Source organism: Streptomyces sp. NPDC048196 (assembly GCF_040652715.1).
In the GTDB taxonomy this organism is placed as follows: Bacteria; Actinomycetota; Actinomycetes; order Streptomycetales; family Streptomycetaceae; genus Streptomyces; species Streptomyces siderophoricus.
In genome coordinates, this window is sequence record NZ_JBEZMM010000064.1 from 1 (window position 1) to 21,141 (window position 21,141).

Consider the following 21,141-nt stretch of genomic DNA (forward strand, 5'->3'; position numbering starts at 1 on the left):
CGCCGCCCGCCGCCCGCCGCCCGCCGCCCGCCGCCCGCCGCCCTCCGCCGCCCTCCACTGCCTTCCACCGTCCTCCGCCGCCTCCACCCCTCCGCCGCCCTCCACCCCCTTCTCTGCCCTCCACCACCCTCCACCGCCCCCCACCGTCACCCGCCAGGGTGAGAAGCGGATTTGTCGGCCTTCCGGCAACTGCCGCCCCGCGCAACGGGCAGGTTGAGGGGTGGAGTCTTCGGGTGGCGACACGCCGGGTCGGCCACCGGCGCGCGGAAGGCCGGTGCGCGCCGCCCGTGAGCCTCGGAGGGGGCGCCTGAGAGGGGCCAACTCCCGGTTTCTGGACGGGAGTTCGGATTGGCTCGTACTGGCGTGCGGGCGACCTCCACTCAAGGAGGTGGCGCGGGGTAGCGAAACCTCGAAGTAGGTCCGAACCCCACCCCCGCAACAACTAGCGTGCGTGCTCCGCGAACTGCCAACGGCCGATCCGGAGGGCGCCGTGCCTACTGCATTCCCCCAGGGGACCCAGACGTCCCAGGAGGCTCCAAGATCCCCAGGGACCCAGGGCTCCTCAGGGCCCGCCCCCGTACCCGTGGCCGCTCCGGCACCCGTCGCCGCCCGGCGCCGCGAGCGCGAGGGCGGACGGCACGGCCGGGCCTCCTTCCCGGAGTCGGCCGCCGACTCGGCGATACGGTCCCGCCTGGTCCGGCTCGCCGCCGTACCCTGCCTCCTCGTCGCCGTCATCTGCACCGCCGTCGCCGCCTTCGTCGTCCAGGCCGGCGGAGCGCGGCTCACCGGACGCGAATGGGTGGTCCTCTCCGGCGGCCTCGTCGTGGTCTGCGTCATCGTGCTCACCGCGGGCGCCGCCGCCAACTCCGAGGCCCGCGCGGCCGTTGCGCGCTACGCCCGGTTGCGCCAGGTGTGCGCCCGCAGCCAGTCCGACCTCTACGACCTGCTGGACCGGGTCCGCCAGGGCGAATGGCTCCCGCGCCGGGAACCCGAGAGCGGCCCCGAGCCCACCGGCGACACCCTCGACCTGCTCGCCCACGAAGTCGCCGCCGCCGGCCGGGCCGCCGAGTCCGCCGTCATCGACGCGGTCGCCATCGCCCGCAGCAACGCCAGCGGCAGCGAGCAGAAGGTCGAGGTCTTCGTCAACCTCGCCCGCCGGCTGCAGTCCCTCGTACACCGCGAGATCGAGTTGCTCGACGAACTGGAGAACCAGGTCGAGGACCCCGATCTGCTCAAGGGCCTCTTCCACGTGGACCACCTCGCCACCCGCATCCGCCGGCACGCCGAGAACCTCGCCGTCCTCGGCGGCGCCATCTCCCGCCGCCAGTGGAGCCGCCCGGTCTCCATGACCGAAGTGCTCCGGTCCTCGATCGCCGAGGTCGAGCAGTACCCCCGCATCAAGCTCGTGCCGCCGATCGAGGGCACCCTGCGCGGCCACGCCGTCGCCGACGTCATCCACCTGCTCGCCGAACTCGTCGAGAACGCCACCATCTACTCCGCCCCGCAGACCCCCGTCCTGCTGCGCGCCCAACTCGTCACCGCCGGCCTCGCGGTCGAGGTCGAGGACCGCGGCCTGGGCATGTCGGCGGACGAGCAGAGCCGGATGAACGCCCTCCTCGCCGACCCCGACCACATCGACGTGGCCGAGCTGCTGAGCGACGGCCGGATCGGGCTCTTCGTCGTCTCCTCGCTGGCCCGGCGGCACGGCATCGTCGTCCGGCTGCAGAGCAACATCTACGGCGGCGTCCAGGCCGTGCTGATCGTCCCTCAGGGGCTGCTCGGCCCGGAATCCGCCGAGGAGGCGGACGACGCCGTCGGCCCGCGCGCCGCCGTCTCACCGGACGGTGACCCCGCCCGCGACCACGGGGGCTACGACATCTACGACAGCTACGACCCCGACGAGGACCCGACGGCCGGCGGCCGGGACCTCGGATACGACCGCCACACGCCCCATGCCCCCCAGACGCCCCATACCCCCCACGCTCCCCATGCCCCCCAGGCTCCCCACGCCCGCCCGACCCCCGTCGACGCGGGCACCCGAACCGTGACCATCCCCGCCCCCACGCCCGACCCGGACTCGCCCGCCGCGCGCCGCCGGCTGGTGCGTGCCGCGGACGGCCCCGCCCCCGACCTCCCCCGCTCCGAGGCGACCGCCGTCGAACGGCACACCGTCACCCCCTCCGTCGAGGACGGCCCCGCCGAACGGCCCGCCGCCCCCGGCCCGGTGGTCCTCCCGCCCGCACCCGCCCCCGTGGACAACAGCGCCCGCCCCCGGCTGCCCCGCCGGCGCAAGCAGACCCATCTCGTCCCCGAGCTGCGCGGCGACCCGATCCTGCCGTCCGCGGCCCGCCGCGACGGCCCCGAGCTTGAGCACGACCCCGGTCTGATGGCCGCGTTCCGGCGCGGATTCAGCCTCGCCGACGACAGCTACGCCGACACCGACGGCACCGCCCCGGGCCTGCGTGACGGCATCGGCAATCCGGGCGGCAACGACCTGCACCACGACCGTGACCACGACGCCCCGATGGCGCGCCCCCGAGGAGACGACCACAACCATGGTGAGTGATGTGCGTACGCAGGCGCATTTGCAGCGGCAGACAGGCCAGCAGACCGATCTGTCCTGGCTGCTGACCGGGCTGGTACAGCGCGTACCGCACGCCCGCAGCGCGCTCCTGCTGTCCTCGGACGGCCTGGTCAAGGCCGCCCACGGCTTCGAACCGGACAGCGCCGACCACATGGCGGCCCTGGCCTCCGGCCTCTACTCCCTCGCCCGCAGCGCCGGGGTCCGCTTCGGCGACGGCGACAACGTCCTGCAGGTCGTCGTCGAGCTCGAATCCAGCTTCCTGTTCGTCTCCACCGCCGGATCGGGCGCCTGCCTGGCGGTGCTCGCCGGCCGCGAGGCCGATGTGGCGGTGCTCGGCTACGAGATGTCGATGCTGGTCAAGAGCGTCCGCCCGTACCTGGCCACCCCCGCGCGCCATCAGGCGTCCGCGGGCGGTCGTTGACCATGACCGTGCGCCGTCGGCAACGGCAGGGCGGGGACCCGTGGTACGACGACGCGGCGGGCCGGCTGGTCCGCCCGTACACCGTCAGCAACGGCCGGACCCGTCCCACGGCGCACTTCGACCTGCTGACCATGGTGATGGCCACCGGCCGGAAGCCCGTCGCGTGCCAGGGCCCCGACTACGCCCAGGTGCTCGGGCTGTGCGGCGGGCCGGTGTCGGTCGCCGAGATCGCCGCCCACATACGGTTGCCCGCCGTGGTCACCAAAGTGCTCCTCGCCGACCTCGTCGACTGCGGGGCGCTCACCGCGCGGGCCCCCGCGGCCGTTTCCGCCGGGCCCGCGTCCCGTACCGACCGAGCCCTGCTGGAGGCGGTGCTGAATGGACTTCGCAAACGACTGTGACCCCCGTGCCCAGGGGGAGAACGCGACCGACCTCTTCCCGACCGCGCTCAAGATCCTGGTGGCGGGCGGCTTCGGGGTCGGCAAGACCACCTTCGTCGGAGCGGTGAGTGAGATCGAGCCGCTCAGCACGGAAGAGCTGCTCACCCAGATCAGCGTCGGCACCGACGACCTGGCGGGCGTCGAGGACAAGAACACCACCACCGTCGCCATGGACTTCGGGCGGATCACGCTCGGTCCCGCGCACGTGCTGTACCTCTTCGGGACGCCGGGCCAGCAGCGGTTCTGGTTCATGTGGGACGAGTTGTCCAACGGTGCGCTCGGCGCGGTCATCCTTGCCGACACCCGGCGCCTGGACCAGTGCTTCGCCGCCGTCGACTTCTTCGAGCGGCGGGGCATCCAGTTCATCGTCGCGGTCAACGAGTTCGACGGCTCCTTCCACTACGAGCCGGACGAGGTGCGCGCCGCCATGGACCTCTCCCCACAGACCCCCGTCGTGCTCTGCGACGCCCGACAGTGCAGCTCGGCCACCCATGTCCTGGTTTCGCTCGTCGAGCATCTGCTCACCCCCGTCCTCGCCGCGACCCCGGAGCTGCCATGAACCACCCCGCCTCCCGCGTCCCGTACGTCTCCTACGACCCGACCCGCCATCTGCTGCTGACCCCGCAGGACGACGAGGCCCCGGCGCGGGTGGCCCGGCTGCGCGCCCTCGGGATCGGTGACGCCCCGCTGCCCGCGTTCGACGAGTTCGCGCGCAAACTCGCCCGCACCACACGGGCGCCGTATTCGATGGTCAACTTCATCGACGAGCACCGGCAGTACTTCGCCGGTCTCTACACCCCGGCCCAGGACCAGGCCGTGGAACTGGGCCCGGCGCCGGCCAGCGCCCAGCCGGGCCGGGTGATGGACCGTGACCACGGCTACTGCCCGCACGTCATCGTCCGCCGCAAGGCCCTGGTCCTGGAGGACGTCTGCGATTACCCGCGGTTCGCCGGCAACCCCGTCGTCGACGAGATCGGCATCCGCTCCTACCTCGGCGCGCCGCTGATCGACCGTACGGGTATGGCCCTGGGCACCGTGTGTGTGGTGGATCTGGAACCGCGCCCGTGGGGGCGGGAGGGATTGGAAACCATCAAGTCGATGGCCGCCGAACTCGTCGAGCAGATCCACCGGATGGAACAGCGGCAGCAGGAGAGCCCCTGACCGTTCCCTGATCCTTGCCCTGGCCTTTCCCCGATCCGTGCCCTGATCTTTTCCCGATTTCCCGTGCCGCGGCCCCGGCGTCCTGCCGGTGGCCGCGGTGCCGTGTCCGGTACCCGCGCTCAGCGGAGCCGGGCGAACCAGGAGCGCTGGCGGGAGGAGCCGGTGCGCTGGCTCGGCACGGTGGGCGGCGCGCCCTCGCCGGTCCGGGCGGCTTCGGCGGCTTCTTCGTCGTCCGGCCACTCCGAAGGCGCCAGCCGCAGTTGCTCGGCGAGCCGGCTGGACCATTCGCCTTTTGCCCGGCCCAGGGCGAATTCGCCCAGGCGCAGCAACTGGATGTCGGAGGTGCCGGCCGGCGCGAAGATGTGGTGGGCGTCGCGCAGGAAGCGCTCGATCGGCCGGTCGGTGAACAGCCCGCACCCGGCGTGGATGTCCATCGCGTCCCGCGCCGACTCCAGCGCCGACTCCACGTTCACCAGCTTGGCGTTCATCAGCTCCGCATCGCACGGCAGCCCCTGGTCCAGCAGGTGCACGGCGTGGTACGCGGCGAGCCGGGCGAGCAGCAGCCGCGACTGGATGCGGCCGAGCTTGAGCTTGATGTTGCCGAGTTCGGCCAGCGGCTTGCCGTACCGCTGCCGCTCCGCGCAGAACGTCGTGGTCTCGTCCAGCACCGCCTGGTGGATGCCCAGGGAGACGGCGGTGAGGTTGGGGCGCCCGTACAGCACGCTGGAGGAGTACGCCACGGACAGCCCGTCGCCCTCCCGACCCAGCAGATTCGCCGCGGGAACCCGGCAGTCGTCGAAGAACAGCTCACCGAAGCTGAAGCCGTGCAACCCCATCGCCTGCTGCTGCGGACCGAGGCGGAACCCGGGGGTGCCGGACTCGACGAGGAACGCGGACAGGCCCTTGGAGCCCTCGCCGGTACGGACCACGACGCCGTGCAGATCCCCGACATGGCTGTTGCCGACGTAGATCTTGCGGCCGTTGAGGACGTAGTCGTCGCCGTCCCGGACCGCCGTGGACGTCATGCCCAGCACATGACCGCCCGAGTGCGGTTCGGTCACGGCGATGGTCGGCAGGCAGTCGCCCGAGGCGATGGCCGGCAGCCAGGTCTTCTTCTGCTCCTCGTTGCCGAAGTGGACGATCTTGGCGACGCCCAGCTGGGACGCCTGCGCCATGGCGCCCATCGCCGCACTGACCCGCGACAGCTCCTCGATGATGAGGGTCTTGGCGACGTGCCCGGCGCCCATGCCGCCGTAGGCCCGGTGTATGGTCACGCCGATCCACCCCTGCCGGGCGATCCGGCGCGACAGGTCGTGGCAGACCGTGCGGCTCGCCTCCATCTCCGCAATCCGTGGCCGGACCTCCCTCTCGGCGAAGTCCCGTACCCGGAGCCGGAGTGCTTCGTGTCGCTGGTCCGTGAAGTGGCGATGCAAGACAAGCCCTCCTCCGCGATCTTCCCCGCGCTGATCGCACCCCGCCTCGGGACGGCACCGGCGGCACCGTCTGCACTGGTCGTTCCGGAACGTGATCCATCGCTTACCGCGTGCAATACCCGTTGGCATACCTACTCCGGCCCACGCAAAACATCAACTGACCGGAATAACGGGAGTAGTTGGAGTGCGGAGCGCTGGCGCACAACCCCGGGACGGTGAAGCGGGGGGTGTGGCTTTCCGGCGCTCCGGAAAGCCGCACCACCCCACGCCACCCCCACCGTGCGGCAGCCGTTGCCGGATCAGTGCGCCGGTCCGCAGCAGGACTCCCGGCGCTGCTGCCGGCCCACCTCCAGCCAGTCCGTCCCGGCCGACCGGAGCGCCCCTCCGGCCGGCGCGGGGAAGGATTCGGTCAACTCCCGCTGGGTGGCCACCCGTCCGCCGCGCAGCACCGCCGAGGTCCGCACCAGCGTGTCGAAGTCCTCGAACGGATTGCCGTCCACCACCGTCATGTCACCGAGCTTGCCGACCTCCAGCGTGCCGAGGTCCCGTTCCGCGCCGAACACCCGGGCGGGCAGCGCGGTCGCGGTGCGCAGCGTCCGGGCCACCCCGAGGCCACCGCGGTGCAGCGCGCGCAGCGCCAGATGCAGTCCCAGCCCCACCGGCACCAGTGGCTGGTCGGTGCCCAGCGCGACCAGCCCGCCGCCGTCCAGCACCCGCCGGTAGACCCCGGTCTCGATCGCGATGTCGGACAGCTGGGCCGGCGTCGGCCGGTGACCGGCGTTCTCCCGGACCACCGCGGTGTCCCAGGGCGGCATCAGCCGGGTGACCCGTACGTCGTCCGCCAGCGCCGGGTCCTCACCGAGCAGTGCCGTCGCGGAGAACGGGGTCGCGATCAGGTGGAAGTCGCTGCCCGTGTAGACCCCCTCGACGTCCTGGTAGGCGTGCCCGGAGCCGGACACCGCGTGTCCGAACTCAAGCCGCTGGGTGGCCTGCAGATGGGTCGTCAGGTCCTGGCCGAGCTGGATGCCCGGGGTGAGCAGATGGCTGCCGGCCCGCACCCCGAGCTGCTGGTGCGCGAACCGCGCGGCCTCCGCCATCACCCAACCGGGCGCACGCACATAGGTCTTGACGAAATCCCAGTCCAGGGCCGCGCCGCGGTCCAGCGAGCGCCGCAGCCCCTCCTTCGTCCGGTGCGCCCGCCCCATGCTGTACGCCACCCGGCCGCCGTCCAGCAGCTCCCCGCAGGTCAGCAGTCGCGGCCCGGCCAGCACCCCGGCCGCCACCGCCTCGCGGAGCCGGGCCTGTTCGTAGGAGAATCCGCCGCAGGAGACCGCGGTGGTGATCCCGTACGCCAGCTGCAGCGCGGTCTGCCGGCCGCCGTACGTGAGCTGCCAGGGGTGGGTGTGCGCGTCCCACAGGCCCGGCAGCACCGTCCGCTCCGAGGCGTCCACCCGCCGCGCGGCACCGGACCGGGTGGTGCGGTGCGGGCGGACCGCCGTGATCCGCCCGTCCCGCACCACCACGTCGACGTCCTCCCGCACCGTCTCGCCGGTGCCGTCCCAGAACGTTCCCGCGTGCACGACGGTGTCCCGGGCGCGCGCAACCGGCCCGGGGGAGAGGGACAGCACAACGGTCCGGGCCGGGCCGCCGGACACCGGGACCAGCCGCAGCCGCCCCGCCGAGAGGTAGAGGAGCGTGCCGGAGTCCCCGGACCACGACGGATGGTCGGCGCACTCGTCGGTCAGCTGCCGCGGCGCACCGTCCGGCGTGCCGTCGGGCCGCACCGGCAGCACCCAGAGCGCGGACTCGGCGATCACCGCCATCCAGCGCCCGTCGGGGGACCACACCGGCCCCGAGTCGTAGCGGTCGGCGATCGAGACGTGCTCGGCGACGGAGAACACCCGGCCCCGGCCGGTCTCGGCGTCCAGGACCCGGATGACGTTGTAGCCCTCGCGGAAGCGGCGGTTGAGGCGGTTGCGGTCGCAGTACGCCAGATAACGGCCGTCCGGCGACCAGCTGGGCCGGCCCGGCAGCCCGCCGGCGCCCATCGGCGCGGCCAGCACGGTCTCCTTGCCGTCGGCCAGCGTCCGTACCACGAGATTTCCCGACATGTCGAGCGCGGCCAGCCGCCCGCCGTCCGGGGAGAGCGCCGGCTGCACCCGGCCGCCGGTGGCCAGCACGCTCTCCTCGCCGGTGGCGACCTCCCGCCGGCGCACCGCGAACAGCCCGTCCCGGTCGTCCGTGTAGAGCAGCGCCCGGCCGTCGCGCGACCAGCTCGGTGCGGACACGTACCGGGTGGTCCCGGCCCGGACGATCGGGCGCGGTGCGCCACCGCCCGAAGTGGGCGCGAGCCAGAGGGAGTTGAGGGCGGCGAAGGCCACCGTGCGGCCGTCGGGGGAGAGTGCGGGGAGGTGCACCCCGCGCAGCGGTCCGGCGGTGGTCCGCTCGAAACCGTAGTCCTTGACGCGGTAGCCGGGGCGGGAGAGCGGCAGCCGCGCGCTGAACGGCACGGTCTCGGCGTGCTGCGGATCGTCCGGCCGGACGATCCGGAACTGCCCGCCGACCGTCAGCAGCAGCTCGTCCCGGGAGATCCAGCGCGGCGGTACCGGTTCCACGTCCCCGTCCACCGCGACCACCCGGCCGTCGACCACCAGCGCACAGGTCGGCCCCGGGTAGTCCGTGGTCCGCAGATACGCCAGCCGGCCCGCGGGGGAGAGCGCCGGCACCAGCACCTGGGCGGCCGCCGTCTCGGTGTGCTCGGTGCGCACCGCACCGCTGCCGTCGGCCGCCACCGAGGCCACCGTGCGCGAGACCAGCGCGGTGCCGGACACCGTGCCCCGGACGAAGAAGAGCCGCGCGCCGTCCGGAGACCAGCACGGGTCGAAGTCCTCCCAGGCGCCGTCCTGGTGCGGCCCGTCCTGGCCCGGCAGCCCGGTCACCCGGGTCAGCCGGCCGGTTCGCACCTCCAGCACCCATAACCGGTACGGGCTGCCGGTCACCGGGTCGCCGCCGCGCTCCGAGGCGAAGGCGATCCGGGTGCCGTCCGGCGACCAGGCGGGGCCGCGGTCGTCCCAGGGCCCGTCGGTGAGCTGCCGGAGGTCCGAGCCGTCGGCGGCCAGCGTCCACAGGTGGAAATTGCCGCCCCGGTAGGCGCAGACCGCGATCAGGCGGCCGTCGGGGGAGTGCACCGGACGGGTCGGCTCCAGATCGGGCGGGGTCAGCGCCACCGCCTCGCCGCCGGCCCGGGGCAGCGACCACAGGACGTTCTGCACCTCGGCGACCAGCCGGTCGCCGGCCGGGGCGAGCGAGGCCGCGCCGTTGGTGGCGGCCGTGAAGGAGAGCGCACCGCCGGACGCGCCGGCGTCCTGGGCCGCGGCGGCCGGGGCGCCGACGGCGACCTGGGCCAGGCCCGCCGTGGCCGCGGCCGACGCCGTGCCCTGCAGAAACCTGCGGCGGGAGAGGGGTGCGGCCCGAAGGGGCGGGGGAGCGGGTGCGTCGGAAGTGTTCTCGAAACCGTCCGTGGTGTCCAACGATCCTCCTGTGAACGGGAGTTGCGGCACAGGCGCCGGGAAAGAACCGGCTGATCGTGTCACGGCCCGCACCCGCCCGGCCAACCCCGCCACGCGCGCCCCGTGGCGCTCCGCCGCCCGGGACGCAAGAGTGGACGCCGACGACTCGTCAGCCACCGCCCCGGCAGTCAGGAGACGACGCCATGCAGCAGGACTTCCACCAGGCCCCGGACGGCGCCCGCATCGCCACCTACACCTGGCTGCCGGAGTCCGGCCGGCCCCGGGCCCTGGTCCAGATCGCGCACGGCGCCGCGGAACACGGCCGGCGCTATGACCGCTTCGCCCGTTTCCTGACCGGCCACGGCTACGGCGTCCTCGCCTCCGACCACCGCGGTCACGGCGCCACCGCCGCGTCCACCGGCGGCCGCGGAGTGGTCGGCGAGGACTCCTGGCGCGCGATCGTCGCCGACCTCAAGGCCCTCGGCGACCACGCGGCCACCGCCCACCCCGGCATCCCGCTGGTCCTGCTCGGCCACAGCCTGGGCTCCATGCTGGCCCGCGACTACGCCCAGGAGTACGGCGCCGACCTCGCCGGCCTCATCCTCAGCGGCGCCTTCCGCACCCTCCCCGGCCTGGACATCGAGGCCGCCACCGCCGAACTCGACGAGGAGATCGCCCGGCACGGCCGGACCGCGCTCTCCTCCTTCATCCCCCGCACCTTCCGCTCGTTCAACGACGCCTTCGAGCACCGCACCGGCTACGAATGGCTCTCCCGCGACCCGGCCGAGGTGGACGCCTACGTCGCCGACGAGAACTGCGGATTCCCGTTCTGCGCCGGCCTCGCGCGCGACTGGGTGCGCGCCATCCGCAAGATCAACGACCCGGCGCACCTGTCCCGGATCCCCCGCGGGCTGCCCGTCCACCTCGCCGTCGGCGACCAGGACCCCTGCCACGCGGGCCTGACCCTGGTGCACGAACTCCTGGAGGACTTCCGTTATCTCGGTACCCGCGAGCTGACCTGGAAGGCCTATCCGGGCGCCCGGCACGAGATCCTCAACGAGACCAACCGCGACGAGGTCCACGACGACCTGCTGGCCTGGCTCGACAAGCACATCTGAGAAGGAGGATCAGGAGCCGGACGGCAGGAACCCCGCGATCCGCTCCCGCAGCCCCCGCGCGTCCAGGCCGTGCGCCGCCAGGTGCTCGTCGAGCTGTCCGTACCGGCGCAGTTCCCGGCGGCCGACGCCGAGCCCCAGCACCCGGTGCGGCCGGTCGGCCAGCGCGTCGTTGGCGAACCGGGTCGACGTGCCCGCCAGATAGGGCTCCACGATCACCACGTCCGAGGCGTCCGCGGCCCCGGTCGCGGCCCGCAGCCCCTCGGCGTCGAAGGGCCGCACGGTCGTCGCATAGAGCACACCGACGTCCAGGCCCTCGGTCGCGGCGAGCACGTTGTCCAGCATCGGGCCGACCGCCACGACCACACCCCGGCGGCCCTCCCGCAGCCGCTGGAAACGGGCCCCGTCCACCACCCGCGGCGCCTGGTTGACCTGCACCGACAGCCGTACGTACACCTTGTCGTCGCCGGCCGCCGCGGCCTGCCGCAGCAGCGTCTCGGCCTCGTCCGGGTGCCCCGGGACATGCACGGTCCAGCCGTCGAGGGTGTCCAGCAGTGCGATGTCCCCCGGCGACATATGGGTGTAGCCCCCGCTCGGCCAGTCGTACGAGCCGCCGGCACTCACCAGCACCCCGCCCACGCCCTGGTGGCCGAAGTCCAGCTTCACCTGCTCGAAGGGGCGCTCCACGAGGAAGCTGGCGAAGGTGTGCATGATCGGCCGCAGCCCGGTGAGCGCCAGCCCGCTGCCCACGCCGATCAGCAGCTGCTCCCGGATGCCGACGTTCACCACCCGGTCCGGGTGCCGCCCGGCCGCCGCGGCGAAACCGTCCACGCCGATGTCGGCGAGGACGACCGCCAGCCGGGGGTCGTCGTCCAGCAGTTGCGAGGTGACCGAGGCGAAGCGCTCACGCATGGTGTCCATCACAGAAGGCCTTTCTCGAAGCTCTGGTGGGGAGAGGTGGGGACCGGGCGGTCAGGCATTCTTGGGCTCGACGCGGGCGACCACGGCATGCGGGCGGCCCGGGTGCGGTGCGGTGAACGCCTCGTACAGCGCCCGGTGGTCACGGCCGTCCACGGTGGTCACGGACCAGCCCGCGGTCTCGAACCGGGCGGCGATCCCGCCGCGCCAGCCGTGCGTGGCCGAGGAGTTGTCGATGACCAGGGTGTGCAGCCGGTCCAGCCCCGCGGCGCCCGCGTAGGCGAGCGCCTCGTGGTTGCTGCCCTCGTCCAGCTCGGCGTCCCCGATCAGCACCCATACGGCAGGGTCCTGGCGGCCCTGCGCACGCAGCCCGAGCGCGGTGCCGACGGCCAGCGGCAGCCCGTGCCCCAGCGATCCACTGCCGATCTCGGCCCCCGGCACCAGCAACCGGTCCGGGTGGTGGCCGAGCGGCGAGTCGTACGAGCCGAAGCCCGGCAGCCAGCCGACGGGGAAGAAGCCCTTTGCGGCCAGGACCGCGTAGTAGGCCATCGGGCCGTGCCCCTTGGAGAGCAGGAAGCGGTCCCGCTCGGGGTCGGTGGCGCGCTCGGGGGAGACCCGCAGCACCCGGTCGTAGAGCACCCAGAGCGCGTCCAGCGTCGAGGTCGCGGCCGGGCCGTGCTTCTCATCCCCCGTCATCAGGCTCATCAGCCCGGGGAGTTCGGTGAATTCGGTCCGTGTCGTCCTCATGCCCGCGGTGGCGGTGTGCGTCGTCTGCGTCATGCCACCGAGCGTGCAACCTCAAGCCCACTTGAGGTCAAGTGTGATCAGACCTGCCCCGGCTTGAACACGTCCTGCTCGATGAGGAGCTTGTCGATCCGGGCCTTGTCCACCCGGTTCGTCACCTCGGCCACCTCCTGCCGGTCGCGCACGCACTTGGCCAGCGTGAACGCCGAGGACACCACGAAGATCAGCCCCAGCGCGAGGAAGCCGCGCTCCCAGGGGCCCACCGGCAGCTTGAGGATCCCGATCACCAGCGCCGCCAGCGACAGCCCGAAGGAGATCGCGGCCTGCACGAAGAAGGCCGTCGTGGTCGGCCGCTGAATCGATGGAGTAGTCATGCGCGTAGCGTGGCGGCGCGGTGACACCGGCGCATGAGTACGGGTACTCATCCGGTCCGGCCCGCCGCCGCGGCGTCCGGCCGCAATGTGGCAGCACCGACCCTCTGACATGCGGTATTGTTCTCGTGCACGGCCAGCCGGGACCTCCCGGCCGGAACGGGCACCGGGACGTGGCGCAGCTTGGTAGCGCACTTGACTGGGGGTCAAGGGGTCGCAGGTTCAAATCCTGTCGTCCCGACCAGCGATTTCTCGTAGGTCGGAAGCCGTCTTCTCTTCGGAGGAGGCGGCTTTTGCGTTGCCCGGGAAAGGGGCCCGTGAGGGGGGCCGGTGTCGTTGGTCCACTCGTCACTCAACTCCCGGTTAAGCCCGAGCGTCCTCACTGTCCGTAAGGGGACTGGTGCGGCGCGTTCTTCGCATGACAGGATGAGTGCTGCGGGCCCGGCGGCTTAACCAACCGTTGGGACGTTCGTCGGGGCTGTCGATGGGGGGACGGTAGGCATGGCCATGGGGGGCGAAAGCCGGTCCAAGGGGGCGGGCGCCACGCTCGCGGAGCGGCTCAACCACCTCTTCGCCAACATGCATCCGCCCGGCGCCCCGTACACCAACGCCTACGTCGCCGAGGAGATCAGCGCCGGGACGGAGGAGTACGGCGGGGTCCGGGTCACCGAGCAGTACCTGTCGATGCTGCGCAACGGGAAGCGGACGAATCCGAGTCCGGAGCTGCTGCGCGCGCTGGCCAAGTTCTTTGCGGTGCCGGTGGGTTACCTCCTCGGGGACCTCTCCCAGCCGCAGGTCGCGCGGGTGGAGGAGGAGGTCCGGTTCCTCGCCGCGATGCGGGACCAGCGGGTGCGGGCCATCGCGCTGCGCTCCGTCGGGCTGCCGCCGGAGGTGCAGGACAGCCTGACCACGATCATCTCGCAGTTCCGGCAGCAGATGAACCTGCCGTCCGATCCGCCGGAGCAGGGTGGTGATCGGCGCGGTGAGTGACACGGTGGGCACCGTTGAACGCGGCCAGCTCTTCGCCACCTGGCGGCAGGCCGGACACGAGGACGGGACGAGCATGCGAGTGGGGCAGATACGCAGGCGGTGCAAGCGGCTCATCAAGGAGCTCGCGCTGCCCGCCGTCACCGATCTGCGCGGGATGTGCGACGTCGTCGCGGCCCGGGTGGAGCGGCCCGTGCATCTGGTGCCGATGAGCCTGGGCGGGGTGGTCTCGGGCATGACGGCCGTCACCGACGACGGCTACTGGGTCTTCTACGAGCTGCGCACCTCGCCCTGGCACCAGGCGCACATCGTGCTGCACGAGCTGAGTCACCTCCTGCTGGGGCACGGTCAGGACCCGGCCGTCACCGAGGAGGCGCTCAAGATCTGGACCCCCTCGGTCGACGTCGCCACCGCCATGCGGCGGATGGGCCTGACCATGGGCTTCGCCCGGCACCACGGCTACGACAACCTCGCCGAGCGGGAGACCGAGGTGCTCGGCACGCTGCTGATGGAACGGGTCGCGCCCTCGGCCGCGGAACCCGAACTCCCGCTGGAGGGACAGGCCGCGGAGCTCGCGGCGGCGCTCGGGCCCGCGCTGCAGCACGTACGGCTGGAGCGGGACCGGGCGGCCGGCGCGGCCGACGGGGCCGATGACCGGGACGGTGCGGGGCGGGCCGGGGACGGGGGTTCGCGTGTTTGACGTCATCTACCTGTCGTTCGGGCTGGCCGCCTGGGCGATCGTCGGCTACAAGTCCGTCGCCTGGTTCCGCGACCGCAGCAACACCGACCTCGGGCTGGCCTGTCTGATGACCGGCGGGGTGGCGACGGTCTTCCTGTTCTCCGCGCCCCGCCTCTACCGCGCCTTCGACCGGCTGGTCGGCGTGGCCAACCTCGCCATGGTCTTCCTGTACTCCTCCGTGGTGGTCTTCGCGGCCGGAGCGCTGGTCCTGCTGCTGCGCTGGACGGCCGGCGAGGGGCCGGCGGCCAGGGCGCGGGCCCGGTCCAGGGCGCGGGTCGCGGTCGGGGGAGTCGCGGTGTTGTGGGCGGTGGCGATCGCCGGGTTCGCGGCCGGCCGGCCGGACGCCGTCGAGCACCCCCGTGATTTCAGCACCGCCTACACCGACTCGCCCGGAGTCATGCTCTTCCTGGTGCTGTATCTGGCCATCTTCGGATCGAGCCTGGCGGGCCTGGGGACGCTCTGCCCCCGCTACGCCGCCCGGCTCGGCGGGACGCATCTCGCCCGCGGCCTCAGGGTGCTGGCCGTCGGCTGCTGGCTCGGCCTGGTCTACTGCGCCTGCAAGGTCATCGGCTTCGTCCTCTCCTGGACGGGCCACCCCGCGCTCTGGCTCTCCAACGGCGTGGCCCCGCTGAGCGCCTCGGTCGCCGCGATCCTGGTGCTGGCCGGGTTCGCGCTGCCGGCCGCCGGGCCCCGGGTCGCGGCCTGGCGCCGGCTGCGCCGGCTGTCCCCGCTCTGGCGGACCGTCACCGCGCAGACCCCCGAGGTCACGATGGAGACCTCGACGTGGTCCGTACGCTGGCCGTTCGCCGATCTGGAGTGGCGGGCCAACCGGCAGATGGCGGAGATACGGGACGTCCAGCGCGGGATCCGCCGCCATGTGGAGTCCGACGCGGTCGACGTCGCCCGGGAACGCGCCCGCACGGTCGCCCTCGACGACCGGCAGCTGGCCGCCGTCGCCGAGGCCGCCGCGCTCCGCCGGGGCCTGGAGAACCGCGCGGTGGGCCACGTCCCGGTCCACGGCGCCGACAGCGTGGTGGTCGCGAGCAGCAGCGAACCGGCCGAACTCGGCGCGGAGTATGAGCACTTGGCGCTGGTCGCGGACGTCTACCACTCACCGCTGATCGAGACCGTGCTGACCGAGCTCCGGCAGCGCAGCGCGGCGGCGCGCGGCTGAGGCGGCGCGGCCGGCACAGAGACGGGGTGGCCCGGCACGGGGGTCCGGGCCGCCCGGCACGAAGGAGGCGGCACCGGTCCGTGCGGACCGGTGCCGCTACCCGTTCGCCCGCCCGCGCGCGGGTTCGCGCGCGGCACCGCTCGCCCAACAGGGCCCGGTGGTAACGCCGGTGCCGTCCGATGGCGCACGGCAGCGGGTGGCCCGCCGGATGCGCCCTACAGTCGGATCATGCAGAACACCGCCGAGACCGCCCCCGACGCGCCCCTCGACACCGCGCCCCTGCTCGACGACCCGCACACCGCCTACGCCGCACTGCGCGAGGCCGGACCGGTGCACCGGATCACCGGGGCCGACGGGCAGCCCGCCTGGCTGGTCACCCGCTACGACGACGTCCGCCGGGCCCTCGCCGACCCGCGGCTCTCCCTGGACAAGCGGCACGCGGCGCCCGGCGGCTTCCGCGGCTTCGCCCTGCCGCCCGCCCTCGACGCCAACCTCCTCAACATGGACCCGCCGGACCACACCCGCATCCGCCGCCTGGTGGGCAAGGCGTTCACCCCAGGCCGGGTGGACGCGCTGCGGACGCCCGTACGGCGGGTCGCGGAGGAGCTGCTGGACGCGATGGAACGGCGCGGCGGCCCGGCGGACCTGATCGCCGACTACGCCGGCCCACTGCCCATCACCGTGATCTGCGATCTGCTCGGCGTCCCCCACCAGGACCGCCGGGACTTCCTGGCCTGGTCCGACGCGCTGATCACCCCGGACCCGACCCGGCCGGAGCTGATGCGGCAGGCGATCGGCGCGATGCTGGAGTTCTACACCGGGCTGATCGCCGCGAAGCGCGCCGCACCGGGCGACGATTTGCTCTCCGACCTGGTCGCGGTCCGGGACGACACGGACGGCGGCGCCGGCGGCGGCGACCGGCTCACCGAGGACGAGCTGACCTCGCTCGCCTTCCTCATCCTCTTCGCCGGGTACGAGAACACCGTCCACCTCATCGGCAACGCCGTGCTCACCCTGCTCGACCACCCCGAACAGCTTCAGGAGTTGCAGCGCAATCCGGCCGAACTGCCGGCCGCCGTCGAGGAGTTCCTCCGGTACGACGGACCGTCCCCGATCGCCATCCGGCGGTTCCCCAAGGAGGACGTGGAGATCGGCGGGGTGCGGATCCCGGCGGGCCAGAGCGTGCTGCTGGCGATCGCGTCCGCGAACCGCGACCCGGCCCGGTTCCCCGACCCGGACCGGCTGGACCGGGGCCGGGAGCTCTCCGGGCACCTCGCGCTGGGCCACGGCATCCACTACTGCCTCGGCGCGCCGCTCGCCCGGATGGAGACCGTCACCGCACTGGAGGCGCTGCTCGCCCGCTTCCCCGAGCTGCGACTTGCCGTCCCGCGTGGGGATCTGCGGCACCGTCCGGCCCTGCGTTCGCGTGGCCTGATTTCGCTGCCGGTCGCCTGGTAATCGAGAAACGAACACGTTTTTGAGGCGTAACCGTTCGCCGATGCGGTAGAAAGGTTCTTGAGCCCGCCCGGTGTGCATCCCCCGTCGCACCGGGCGGGCCTTCCTTTGCAGCTGTTGCAGATGCGACCCGCCCGGCCCGCGCCACGCCGCGATGGCCCGACTGGCTCAACTGCGCTGCGCACCGCCGCCGCGCTCCGTAGCGTGACGGCATGGCATGTGACGCACATGTACCGAAGAAGGCAGCCGCGCTGGCCCTGCTCGCCGCCGCCGGTGTCGCGCTGACCTGCATACCGACCGCGGCGAAGGGGCCGACGTACCGTCAGCCCGCCGGGGCCGCGACCGGGGTGCGGGCCGTCACCGACCCCGGCACACCGCAGCTGCCCGGCGGGCTGTCCGCGCTGTCGTGGATGGTGGCCGACGCGGAGACCGGCGCCGTACTGGCCGCCAAGGACCCGCACCGCAAACTTGCCCCGGCCAGCACCCTCAAGACGCTGTTCGCGGTCACCGTCCTGCCGAAATTCCGGTCGACCACGGTCCGCCAGGTCAGCTCCGCCGACCTCGCCGGCGTCGGTGCCGGCAGCAGCGTCGTCGGCATCCGGCAGGGCCGCCGCTACACCGTGGCCGACCTGTGGCGCGGTGTCTTCCTGCGCTCCGGCAACGACGCGGTGCACGTCCTGGCCGCGATGAACGGCGGCTGGCAGGCCACCGCCCGCGAGATGCAGCAGACCGCCCGGAAACTCGGCGCGCACGACACCACCGTCAAGTCCCCCGACGGCTACGACGCGCCCGGCCAGGTGTCCTCCGCGTACGACCTGACCGTCTTCGCCCGCGCCGGACTGGCCAACGACGACTTCGCCCGCTACTGCGGCACCGCCCGCGCCACGTTCCCCGGCACCGGCGGCACCATCCCGATCGAGAACACCAACCGCCTGCTGTCCGGCTCGCACGGCGTGGCCCGCTACCCCGGCATCATCGGCGTCAAGAACGGCTACACCAGCAAGGCCGGCAACACCCTGATCGCCGCCGCCCGCCGGAACGGCCGCACCCTGCTGGTCACCGTCCTCAACCCGCAGGCCCAGGTGGCCAACGGCGTCTACAAGGAAGCCGGTTCGCTGCTGGACTGGGGCTTCCGCACGGAGGGCAGCAGCCACCCGGTGGGCACCCTGCACGCCGTCCGTGCCGCCTCGCACGGCACCGCACCGCTGCACCCGGCGCCCGCCCGGGCCACCGGCCCCGGAAGCCGCGACGCTTCCCCCGCGTCCTTCGCCCTCGTCCTCGGGGCGGGCGTCGCCGGCCTCGCGACGACCGGACCGGGCGCCCGGCTCGCCCGGTGGCGGCGCAGGCCGGCTCCCGGCGGCGGCCGGGAAGGCGGCGGGGCCGGGTAGCCGGGCCCTAGACCCCGGCCTGCCCTCCACCGGCCAGCAGCCGGGGCGCGGTCTTCGCCGCCGACACGGGCCCCGGACCGGCCGCCCCGTCCCCGGCGGCCGGCCCGTCGGCCAGCCGGCCGGTCAGCTCGGCCGCCCAGGCCAGCAGCCCCGCGACATCGATCCCGTGGGGGGCGGCCGCCGCGTACGGCGCGAGGGCCGCCGCTCCCCGGTCGAGCAGGGCGGTACCGCCCACGGCGTTGCCGCGCGCCGCGTGGGTGAGGCCCACCGCGAGCTGGGCGAGCCCGCGCCACAGCTCGCGCTCCGCCTCCGGCGCGGCCTTCCACGCGTCCTCCAGGACCTCGTGGGCGTGGAACGGCATCCCGGCGTCCAGCAGCCGCTGCGCCTCGGTCAGGGTCTCCGCGGGCGTCCGCGTCACCCCCTCGGGCTGGCGGGCCACGCCCGGCGCGCCGTACGGCAGCGGCCGGCCCAGACCGTCCCGCGGCCGGGCGTTCCGGGCCCGGCCTTCCTCGTCCCGGTCCCGGCGCCGGGCCTCGCCGGCCCCGGAAGCGGCAGGCGGATCCGCCCGGCCCTGCTCGGCCGGCCCGTCGGCACCGGCGCCGCAGTGCTCGCACACGTCACTGCCGGGCCGTTCGCGGATCCGGCCGCAGGCGTCGCACACCCGGTCCAGCCAGCACGCCGGGTCGCCGCCCTCGTCATGGGTGTCGTTCACCCTTCGATTGTGCGCCGGGCGGGACCGGCGCGTCGTGGCGGGGTACGGCCCGCGGGCGTCAGACCGCCTCGGCCGCGTAGAAGCACAGATGGTCCTTGATCTGTGCCACCTCGGCGTGCGGCTCCGGGTAGGCCCAGGCGACGTCCTCGGGGCCGTCGGCCAGCGACCAGTAGGAGGCGGTGCCCTTGAAGGGGCAGACCGTGTGGGTCCCGGACGGGGTGAGCAGGTCCGTCCGGACGTCCTCGGGCGGGAGGTAGTACCGCACCGGACAGCCCGTCTCGGTGAGAAGCAGAGGCCGGTGGCTCTCGGCGACCAGCCGGCCGGCGATCTCCACGCGGACGTGGTCGGTGCCCTGGGTGACGTCGATGCGGTGGCCGTGGGTGACGCTCATGACCGGCTCTCCTTCGTAAGGGGCTGCACGGGAAGTGGTACGGGTGGCCCGCACGGGCGCGGGCTCCCGTACCGTCCAGGATCGCACCGGTGCCGCGCGGCCGGCCCCCGGCGCGCTCCGTTACACCTCCCGGATCCCGTGCCCCGCCCACGTGGGCGCCGGCACGACGAGGGCGGCCAGCCGCTCGCGGGTCGTGTCGGGCAGGGGTGCCGCCCGGCCGCCGGACCGGTCGACGTGCAGCAGGAACAGCTCCTCCGTCGCCACCGGCTCGCCGGCCGGCCCGCCCGCGAACATCTCGTGCAGCAGCCGCAGTTTCCTGCCGTCCACGCCCAACACAGCCGTACGGACGGTGAGTTCACTGCCGCGGGCGACCTCCCGCAGATAGCGCACATGGGCCTCGACCGTGTACAGGGAGCATCCGGTGCGCTCCCGGTAGTCCGCGTCGAGACCGGACGCGTCCATCAGGGCGTCCGTGGCGAAGCCGAAGACCAGGACGTAGTAAGCCTCGCTGAGATGGCCGTTGTAGTCGATCCAGTCGTCCCGGACGGTCTGCCGGAAGAGGAGCGGCGCGGTCAACGGGGGCCTCCCAGGCGGCCGGTGGCCCGCAGGACGTCGATGACGCCCTGGTCGCGTGCGGCCACCAGGTCCGCGTACGTCCGCCCGCCCGCGGCCGCCGCGCAGCCGTCGACCATCGCGTCGCGCAGCGCCCGGTCCAGCTCGGGTGCCGCCAGCCGGGTCCACGGCGACTTCAGGGACGGGCCGAAGTGGTCGAGCATATGGGCCATCCCGCCCTCGCCGCCGGCCAGCGCGAAGGTCAGGCAGGGGCCCATGAACGCCCAGCGCAGGCCCGGCCCTTCGGTGATCGAGGCGTCGATGTCCGCGACGGTGGCCTCACCGCTCGCGACCATGTGCAGCGCCTCCCGCCACAGCGCCTCCTGGAGGCGGTTGGCGATGAAGCCCGGAAGCTCGCGGTCCATGGTGATGACGGACTTGCCGGCGAGGCCGTAGAAGCGGGCGGCCCACTCGACGGCGGCCGGGTCGGTCCGCTCGCCGCCGACGACCTCGACCAGCGGGATGAGGTACGGCGGGTTGAAGGGGTGGCCGACGACCATGCGGCAGGCGGCGTCCGGGCCGGCCGCCCCGGTCTGCATGTCGGTCATCGGGTAGCCGGACGTCGAGGACGCGATCACCACGCCGGGCCGGGTCGCCGCGGCCAGCTGCGCGAGCAGCGAACGCTTCAACTCCAGCTTCTCCGGGGCGCTTTCCTGCACGAAGTCGGCGTCCGCAACGGCCTCGGCGAGGGTGCCGGCGACGGTCAGCCGGTCCGGGGAGGCGCCCGCCGCCAGACCTGTCTGCTCCAGCGCGGGCCAGGCGGCGGACACCAGGCGGCGCAGTTTCTGCTCGGCGTCGGGCGCCGGGTCCCAGGCGGTGACGTCGTAACCACGGGCGAGGAAGTGGGCCGCCCAGCCGCCGCCGATGACGCCCGCACCTATACAGGCGATGCGGCGCACGTCGTCGGGGGCACAGGGCGCAGGGGTGGTGGAGGGCATGGCGGGGCGACTCCTGGGGAGGGGAGGGACGGGGGCGGTACGGCGGGGC

General features: G+C 73.5%; 20 protein-coding genes and 1 tRNA gene. 12 read left to right on the forward strand and 9 right to left on the reverse strand.

Translation table 11 applies throughout. The annotated features are described in order from the left end of the window. Positions 1-583 precede the first annotated feature (583 nt). From AB0E02_RS34940 to AB0E02_RS34960, 5 genes are read left to right on the forward strand one after another with little or no spacing between them, the layout of a single operon-like run. On the forward strand, positions 584-2,566 hold the full coding sequence (locus AB0E02_RS34940) for an ATP-binding protein (RefSeq protein WP_362147354.1): 1,983 nt from the start codon (positions 584-586) through the stop codon (positions 2,564-2,566). After that, positions 2,556-3,005: a roadblock/LC7 domain-containing protein gene (locus AB0E02_RS34945; protein WP_310724521.1), complete on the forward strand. Its 450-nt coding sequence runs from the start codon at positions 2,556-2,558 to the stop codon at positions 3,003-3,005. Before AB0E02_RS34940 ends, AB0E02_RS34945 begins: the two co-directional genes overlap by 11 nt. A 2-nt stretch (positions 3,006-3,007) precedes the next feature. Beyond that, positions 3,008-3,406, forward strand: a complete 399-nt coding sequence (locus tag AB0E02_RS34950) for a DUF742 domain-containing protein (RefSeq protein WP_310724522.1) — start codon at positions 3,008-3,010, stop codon at positions 3,404-3,406. Continuing rightward, positions 3,384-4,004: an ATP/GTP-binding protein gene (locus tag AB0E02_RS34955; RefSeq protein WP_362147358.1), complete on the forward strand. Its 621-nt coding sequence runs from the start codon at positions 3,384-3,386 to the stop codon at positions 4,002-4,004. Before AB0E02_RS34950 ends, AB0E02_RS34955 begins: the two co-directional genes overlap by 23 nt. After that, entirely contained in the window at positions 4,001-4,606 is a 606-nt protein-coding gene (locus AB0E02_RS34960; protein ID WP_362147361.1) for a GAF domain-containing protein, read from the forward strand. Before AB0E02_RS34955 ends, AB0E02_RS34960 begins: the two co-directional genes overlap by 4 nt. A gap of 119 nt (positions 4,607-4,725) precedes the next feature. On the opposite strand, the gene AB0E02_RS34965 is transcribed toward AB0E02_RS34960, so the two are convergent. Both AB0E02_RS34965 and AB0E02_RS34970 read right to left on the reverse strand, forming a co-directional pair. Next, the gene (locus AB0E02_RS34965) at positions 4,726-6,039 is read right to left on the reverse strand and encodes an acyl-CoA dehydrogenase family protein (protein ID WP_362147364.1); all 1,314 of its coding nucleotides are present in this window, start codon (positions 6,037-6,039) and stop codon (positions 4,726-4,728) included. Positions 6,040-6,338: 299 nt separating this feature from the next. Beyond that, positions 6,339-9,569 (reverse strand): amidohydrolase family protein, encoded by a 3,231-nt coding sequence (locus AB0E02_RS34970; protein WP_362147367.1) that lies wholly within the window; start codon positions 9,567-9,569, stop codon positions 6,339-6,341. 182 nt (positions 9,570-9,751) lie between these two features. Between AB0E02_RS34970 and AB0E02_RS34975 the strand changes: the two genes are divergently transcribed. Next, positions 9,752-10,666: an alpha/beta hydrolase gene (locus AB0E02_RS34975; protein ID WP_362147370.1), complete on the forward strand. Its 915-nt coding sequence runs from the start codon at positions 9,752-9,754 to the stop codon at positions 10,664-10,666. Between the two features lie 9 nt (positions 10,667-10,675). On the opposite strand, the gene AB0E02_RS34980 is transcribed toward AB0E02_RS34975, so the two are convergent. The 3 genes from AB0E02_RS34980 to AB0E02_RS34990 all read right to left on the reverse strand — a co-directional run bounded on the left by AB0E02_RS34980 (position 10,676) and on the right by AB0E02_RS34990 (position 12,699). After that, complete coding sequence (locus AB0E02_RS34980; RefSeq protein ID WP_362147373.1) at positions 10,676-11,584, reverse strand: transketolase; 909 nt, start codon at positions 11,582-11,584, stop codon at positions 10,676-10,678. Between the two features lie 51 nt (positions 11,585-11,635). Beyond that, positions 11,636-12,328, reverse strand: a complete 693-nt coding sequence (locus AB0E02_RS34985) for a transketolase (protein WP_362147429.1) — start codon at positions 12,326-12,328, stop codon at positions 11,636-11,638. A 77-nt stretch (positions 12,329-12,405) separates the two neighbouring features. Further along, positions 12,406-12,699: a YiaA/YiaB family inner membrane protein gene (locus AB0E02_RS34990; protein WP_030415232.1), complete on the reverse strand. Its 294-nt coding sequence runs from the start codon at positions 12,697-12,699 to the stop codon at positions 12,406-12,408. A 164-nt stretch (positions 12,700-12,863) separates the two neighbouring features. Here AB0E02_RS34990 and AB0E02_RS34995 point away from each other — a divergent pair. The 6 genes from AB0E02_RS34995 (at position 12,864) to AB0E02_RS35020 (ending at position 18,439) form a co-directional block, all read left to right on the forward strand. After that, a tRNA-Pro gene (locus AB0E02_RS34995) sits at positions 12,864-12,940 on the forward strand. Between the two features lie 257 nt (positions 12,941-13,197). After that, the gene (locus tag AB0E02_RS35000; RefSeq protein WP_351532872.1) at positions 13,198-13,686 is read left to right on the forward strand and encodes a helix-turn-helix transcriptional regulator; all 489 of its coding nucleotides are present in this window, start codon (positions 13,198-13,200) and stop codon (positions 13,684-13,686) included. Positions 13,687-13,765: 79 nt separating this feature from the next. Further along, on the forward strand, positions 13,766-14,383 hold the full coding sequence (locus AB0E02_RS35005) for a hypothetical protein (RefSeq protein WP_362147432.1): 618 nt from the start codon (positions 13,766-13,768) through the stop codon (positions 14,381-14,383). Then, positions 14,376-15,596 carry an MAB_1171c family putative transporter gene (locus AB0E02_RS35010; RefSeq protein ID WP_362147378.1) on the forward strand — a complete coding sequence of 407 codons (1,221 nt, stop codon included), beginning with the start codon at positions 14,376-14,378 and terminating at the stop codon, positions 15,594-15,596. The genes AB0E02_RS35005 and AB0E02_RS35010 overlap by 8 nt, the downstream gene beginning before the upstream one ends. Positions 15,597-15,824: 228 nt before the next feature. Further along, positions 15,825-17,054, forward strand: coding sequence for a cytochrome P450 (locus AB0E02_RS35015; protein WP_362147381.1), 1,230 nt, complete (start codon positions 15,825-15,827; stop codon positions 17,052-17,054). Positions 17,055-17,263: 209 nt separating this feature from the next. After that, a complete protein-coding gene (locus AB0E02_RS35020) occupies positions 17,264-18,439 on the forward strand; it encodes a serine hydrolase (protein ID WP_362147384.1) in 1,176 nt (391 codons plus the stop codon). Between the two features lie 7 nt (positions 18,440-18,446). Here the strand turns inward: AB0E02_RS35020 and AB0E02_RS35025 are convergent, their stop codons facing one another. The 4 genes from AB0E02_RS35025 to AB0E02_RS35040 form a co-directional block, all read right to left on the reverse strand. Next, the gene (locus AB0E02_RS35025) at positions 18,447-19,151 is read right to left on the reverse strand and encodes a DUF309 domain-containing protein (protein ID WP_362147387.1); all 705 of its coding nucleotides are present in this window, start codon (positions 19,149-19,151) and stop codon (positions 18,447-18,449) included. A 58-nt stretch (positions 19,152-19,209) separates the two neighbouring features. Further along, positions 19,210-19,542 (reverse strand): DUF427 domain-containing protein, encoded by a 333-nt coding sequence (locus AB0E02_RS35030; protein WP_362147390.1) that lies wholly within the window; start codon positions 19,540-19,542, stop codon positions 19,210-19,212. Between the two features lie 120 nt (positions 19,543-19,662). Beyond that, positions 19,663-20,118 carry a thioesterase family protein gene (locus tag AB0E02_RS35035; RefSeq protein WP_362147393.1) on the reverse strand — a complete coding sequence of 152 codons (456 nt, stop codon included), beginning with the start codon at positions 20,116-20,118 and terminating at the stop codon, positions 19,663-19,665. After that, positions 20,115-21,092: a 3-hydroxyacyl-CoA dehydrogenase NAD-binding domain-containing protein gene (locus AB0E02_RS35040; RefSeq protein ID WP_362147396.1), complete on the reverse strand. Its 978-nt coding sequence runs from the start codon at positions 21,090-21,092 to the stop codon at positions 20,115-20,117. Before AB0E02_RS35040 ends, AB0E02_RS35035 begins: the two co-directional genes overlap by 4 nt. Positions 21,093-21,141: the final 49 nt, after the last annotated feature.

Bases quoted from the DNA above. Each gene is read 5' to 3' on its own strand.
- AB0E02_RS34945 (WP_310724521.1), top strand. From the start codon at position 2,556: ATGGTGAGTGATGTGCGTACGCAGGCGCATTTGCAGCGGCAGACAGGC.
- AB0E02_RS34950 (WP_310724522.1), top strand. From the start codon at position 3,008: ATGACCGTGCGCCGTCGGCAACGGCAGGGCGGGGACCCGTGGTACGAC.
- AB0E02_RS34955 (WP_362147358.1), top strand. From the start codon at position 3,384: ATGGACTTCGCAAACGACTGTGACCCCCGTGCCCAGGGGGAGAACGCG.
- AB0E02_RS34960 (WP_362147361.1), top strand. From the start codon at position 4,001: ATGAACCACCCCGCCTCCCGCGTCCCGTACGTCTCCTACGACCCGACC.
- AB0E02_RS34975 (WP_362147370.1), top strand. From the start codon at position 9,752: ATGCAGCAGGACTTCCACCAGGCCCCGGACGGCGCCCGCATCGCCACC.
- AB0E02_RS34980 (WP_362147373.1), bottom strand. From the start codon at position 11,584: ATGGACACCATGCGTGAGCGCTTCGCCTCGGTCACCTCGCAACTGCTG.
- AB0E02_RS34985 (WP_362147429.1), bottom strand. From the start codon at position 12,328: ATGAGGACGACACGGACCGAATTCACCGAACTCCCCGGGCTGATGAGC.
- AB0E02_RS34990 (WP_030415232.1), bottom strand. From the start codon at position 12,699: ATGACTACTCCATCGATTCAGCGGCCGACCACGACGGCCTTCTTCGTG.
- AB0E02_RS35000 (WP_351532872.1), top strand. From the start codon at position 13,198: ATGGCCATGGGGGGCGAAAGCCGGTCCAAGGGGGCGGGCGCCACGCTC.
- AB0E02_RS35015 (WP_362147381.1), top strand. From the start codon at position 15,825: ATGCAGAACACCGCCGAGACCGCCCCCGACGCGCCCCTCGACACCGCG.
- AB0E02_RS35020 (WP_362147384.1), top strand. From the start codon at position 17,264: ATGGCATGTGACGCACATGTACCGAAGAAGGCAGCCGCGCTGGCCCTG.
- AB0E02_RS35030 (WP_362147390.1), bottom strand. From the start codon at position 19,542: ATGAGCGTCACCCACGGCCACCGCATCGACGTCACCCAGGGCACCGAC.
- AB0E02_RS35040 (WP_362147396.1), bottom strand. From the start codon at position 21,092: ATGCCCTCCACCACCCCTGCGCCCTGTGCCCCCGACGACGTGCGCCGC.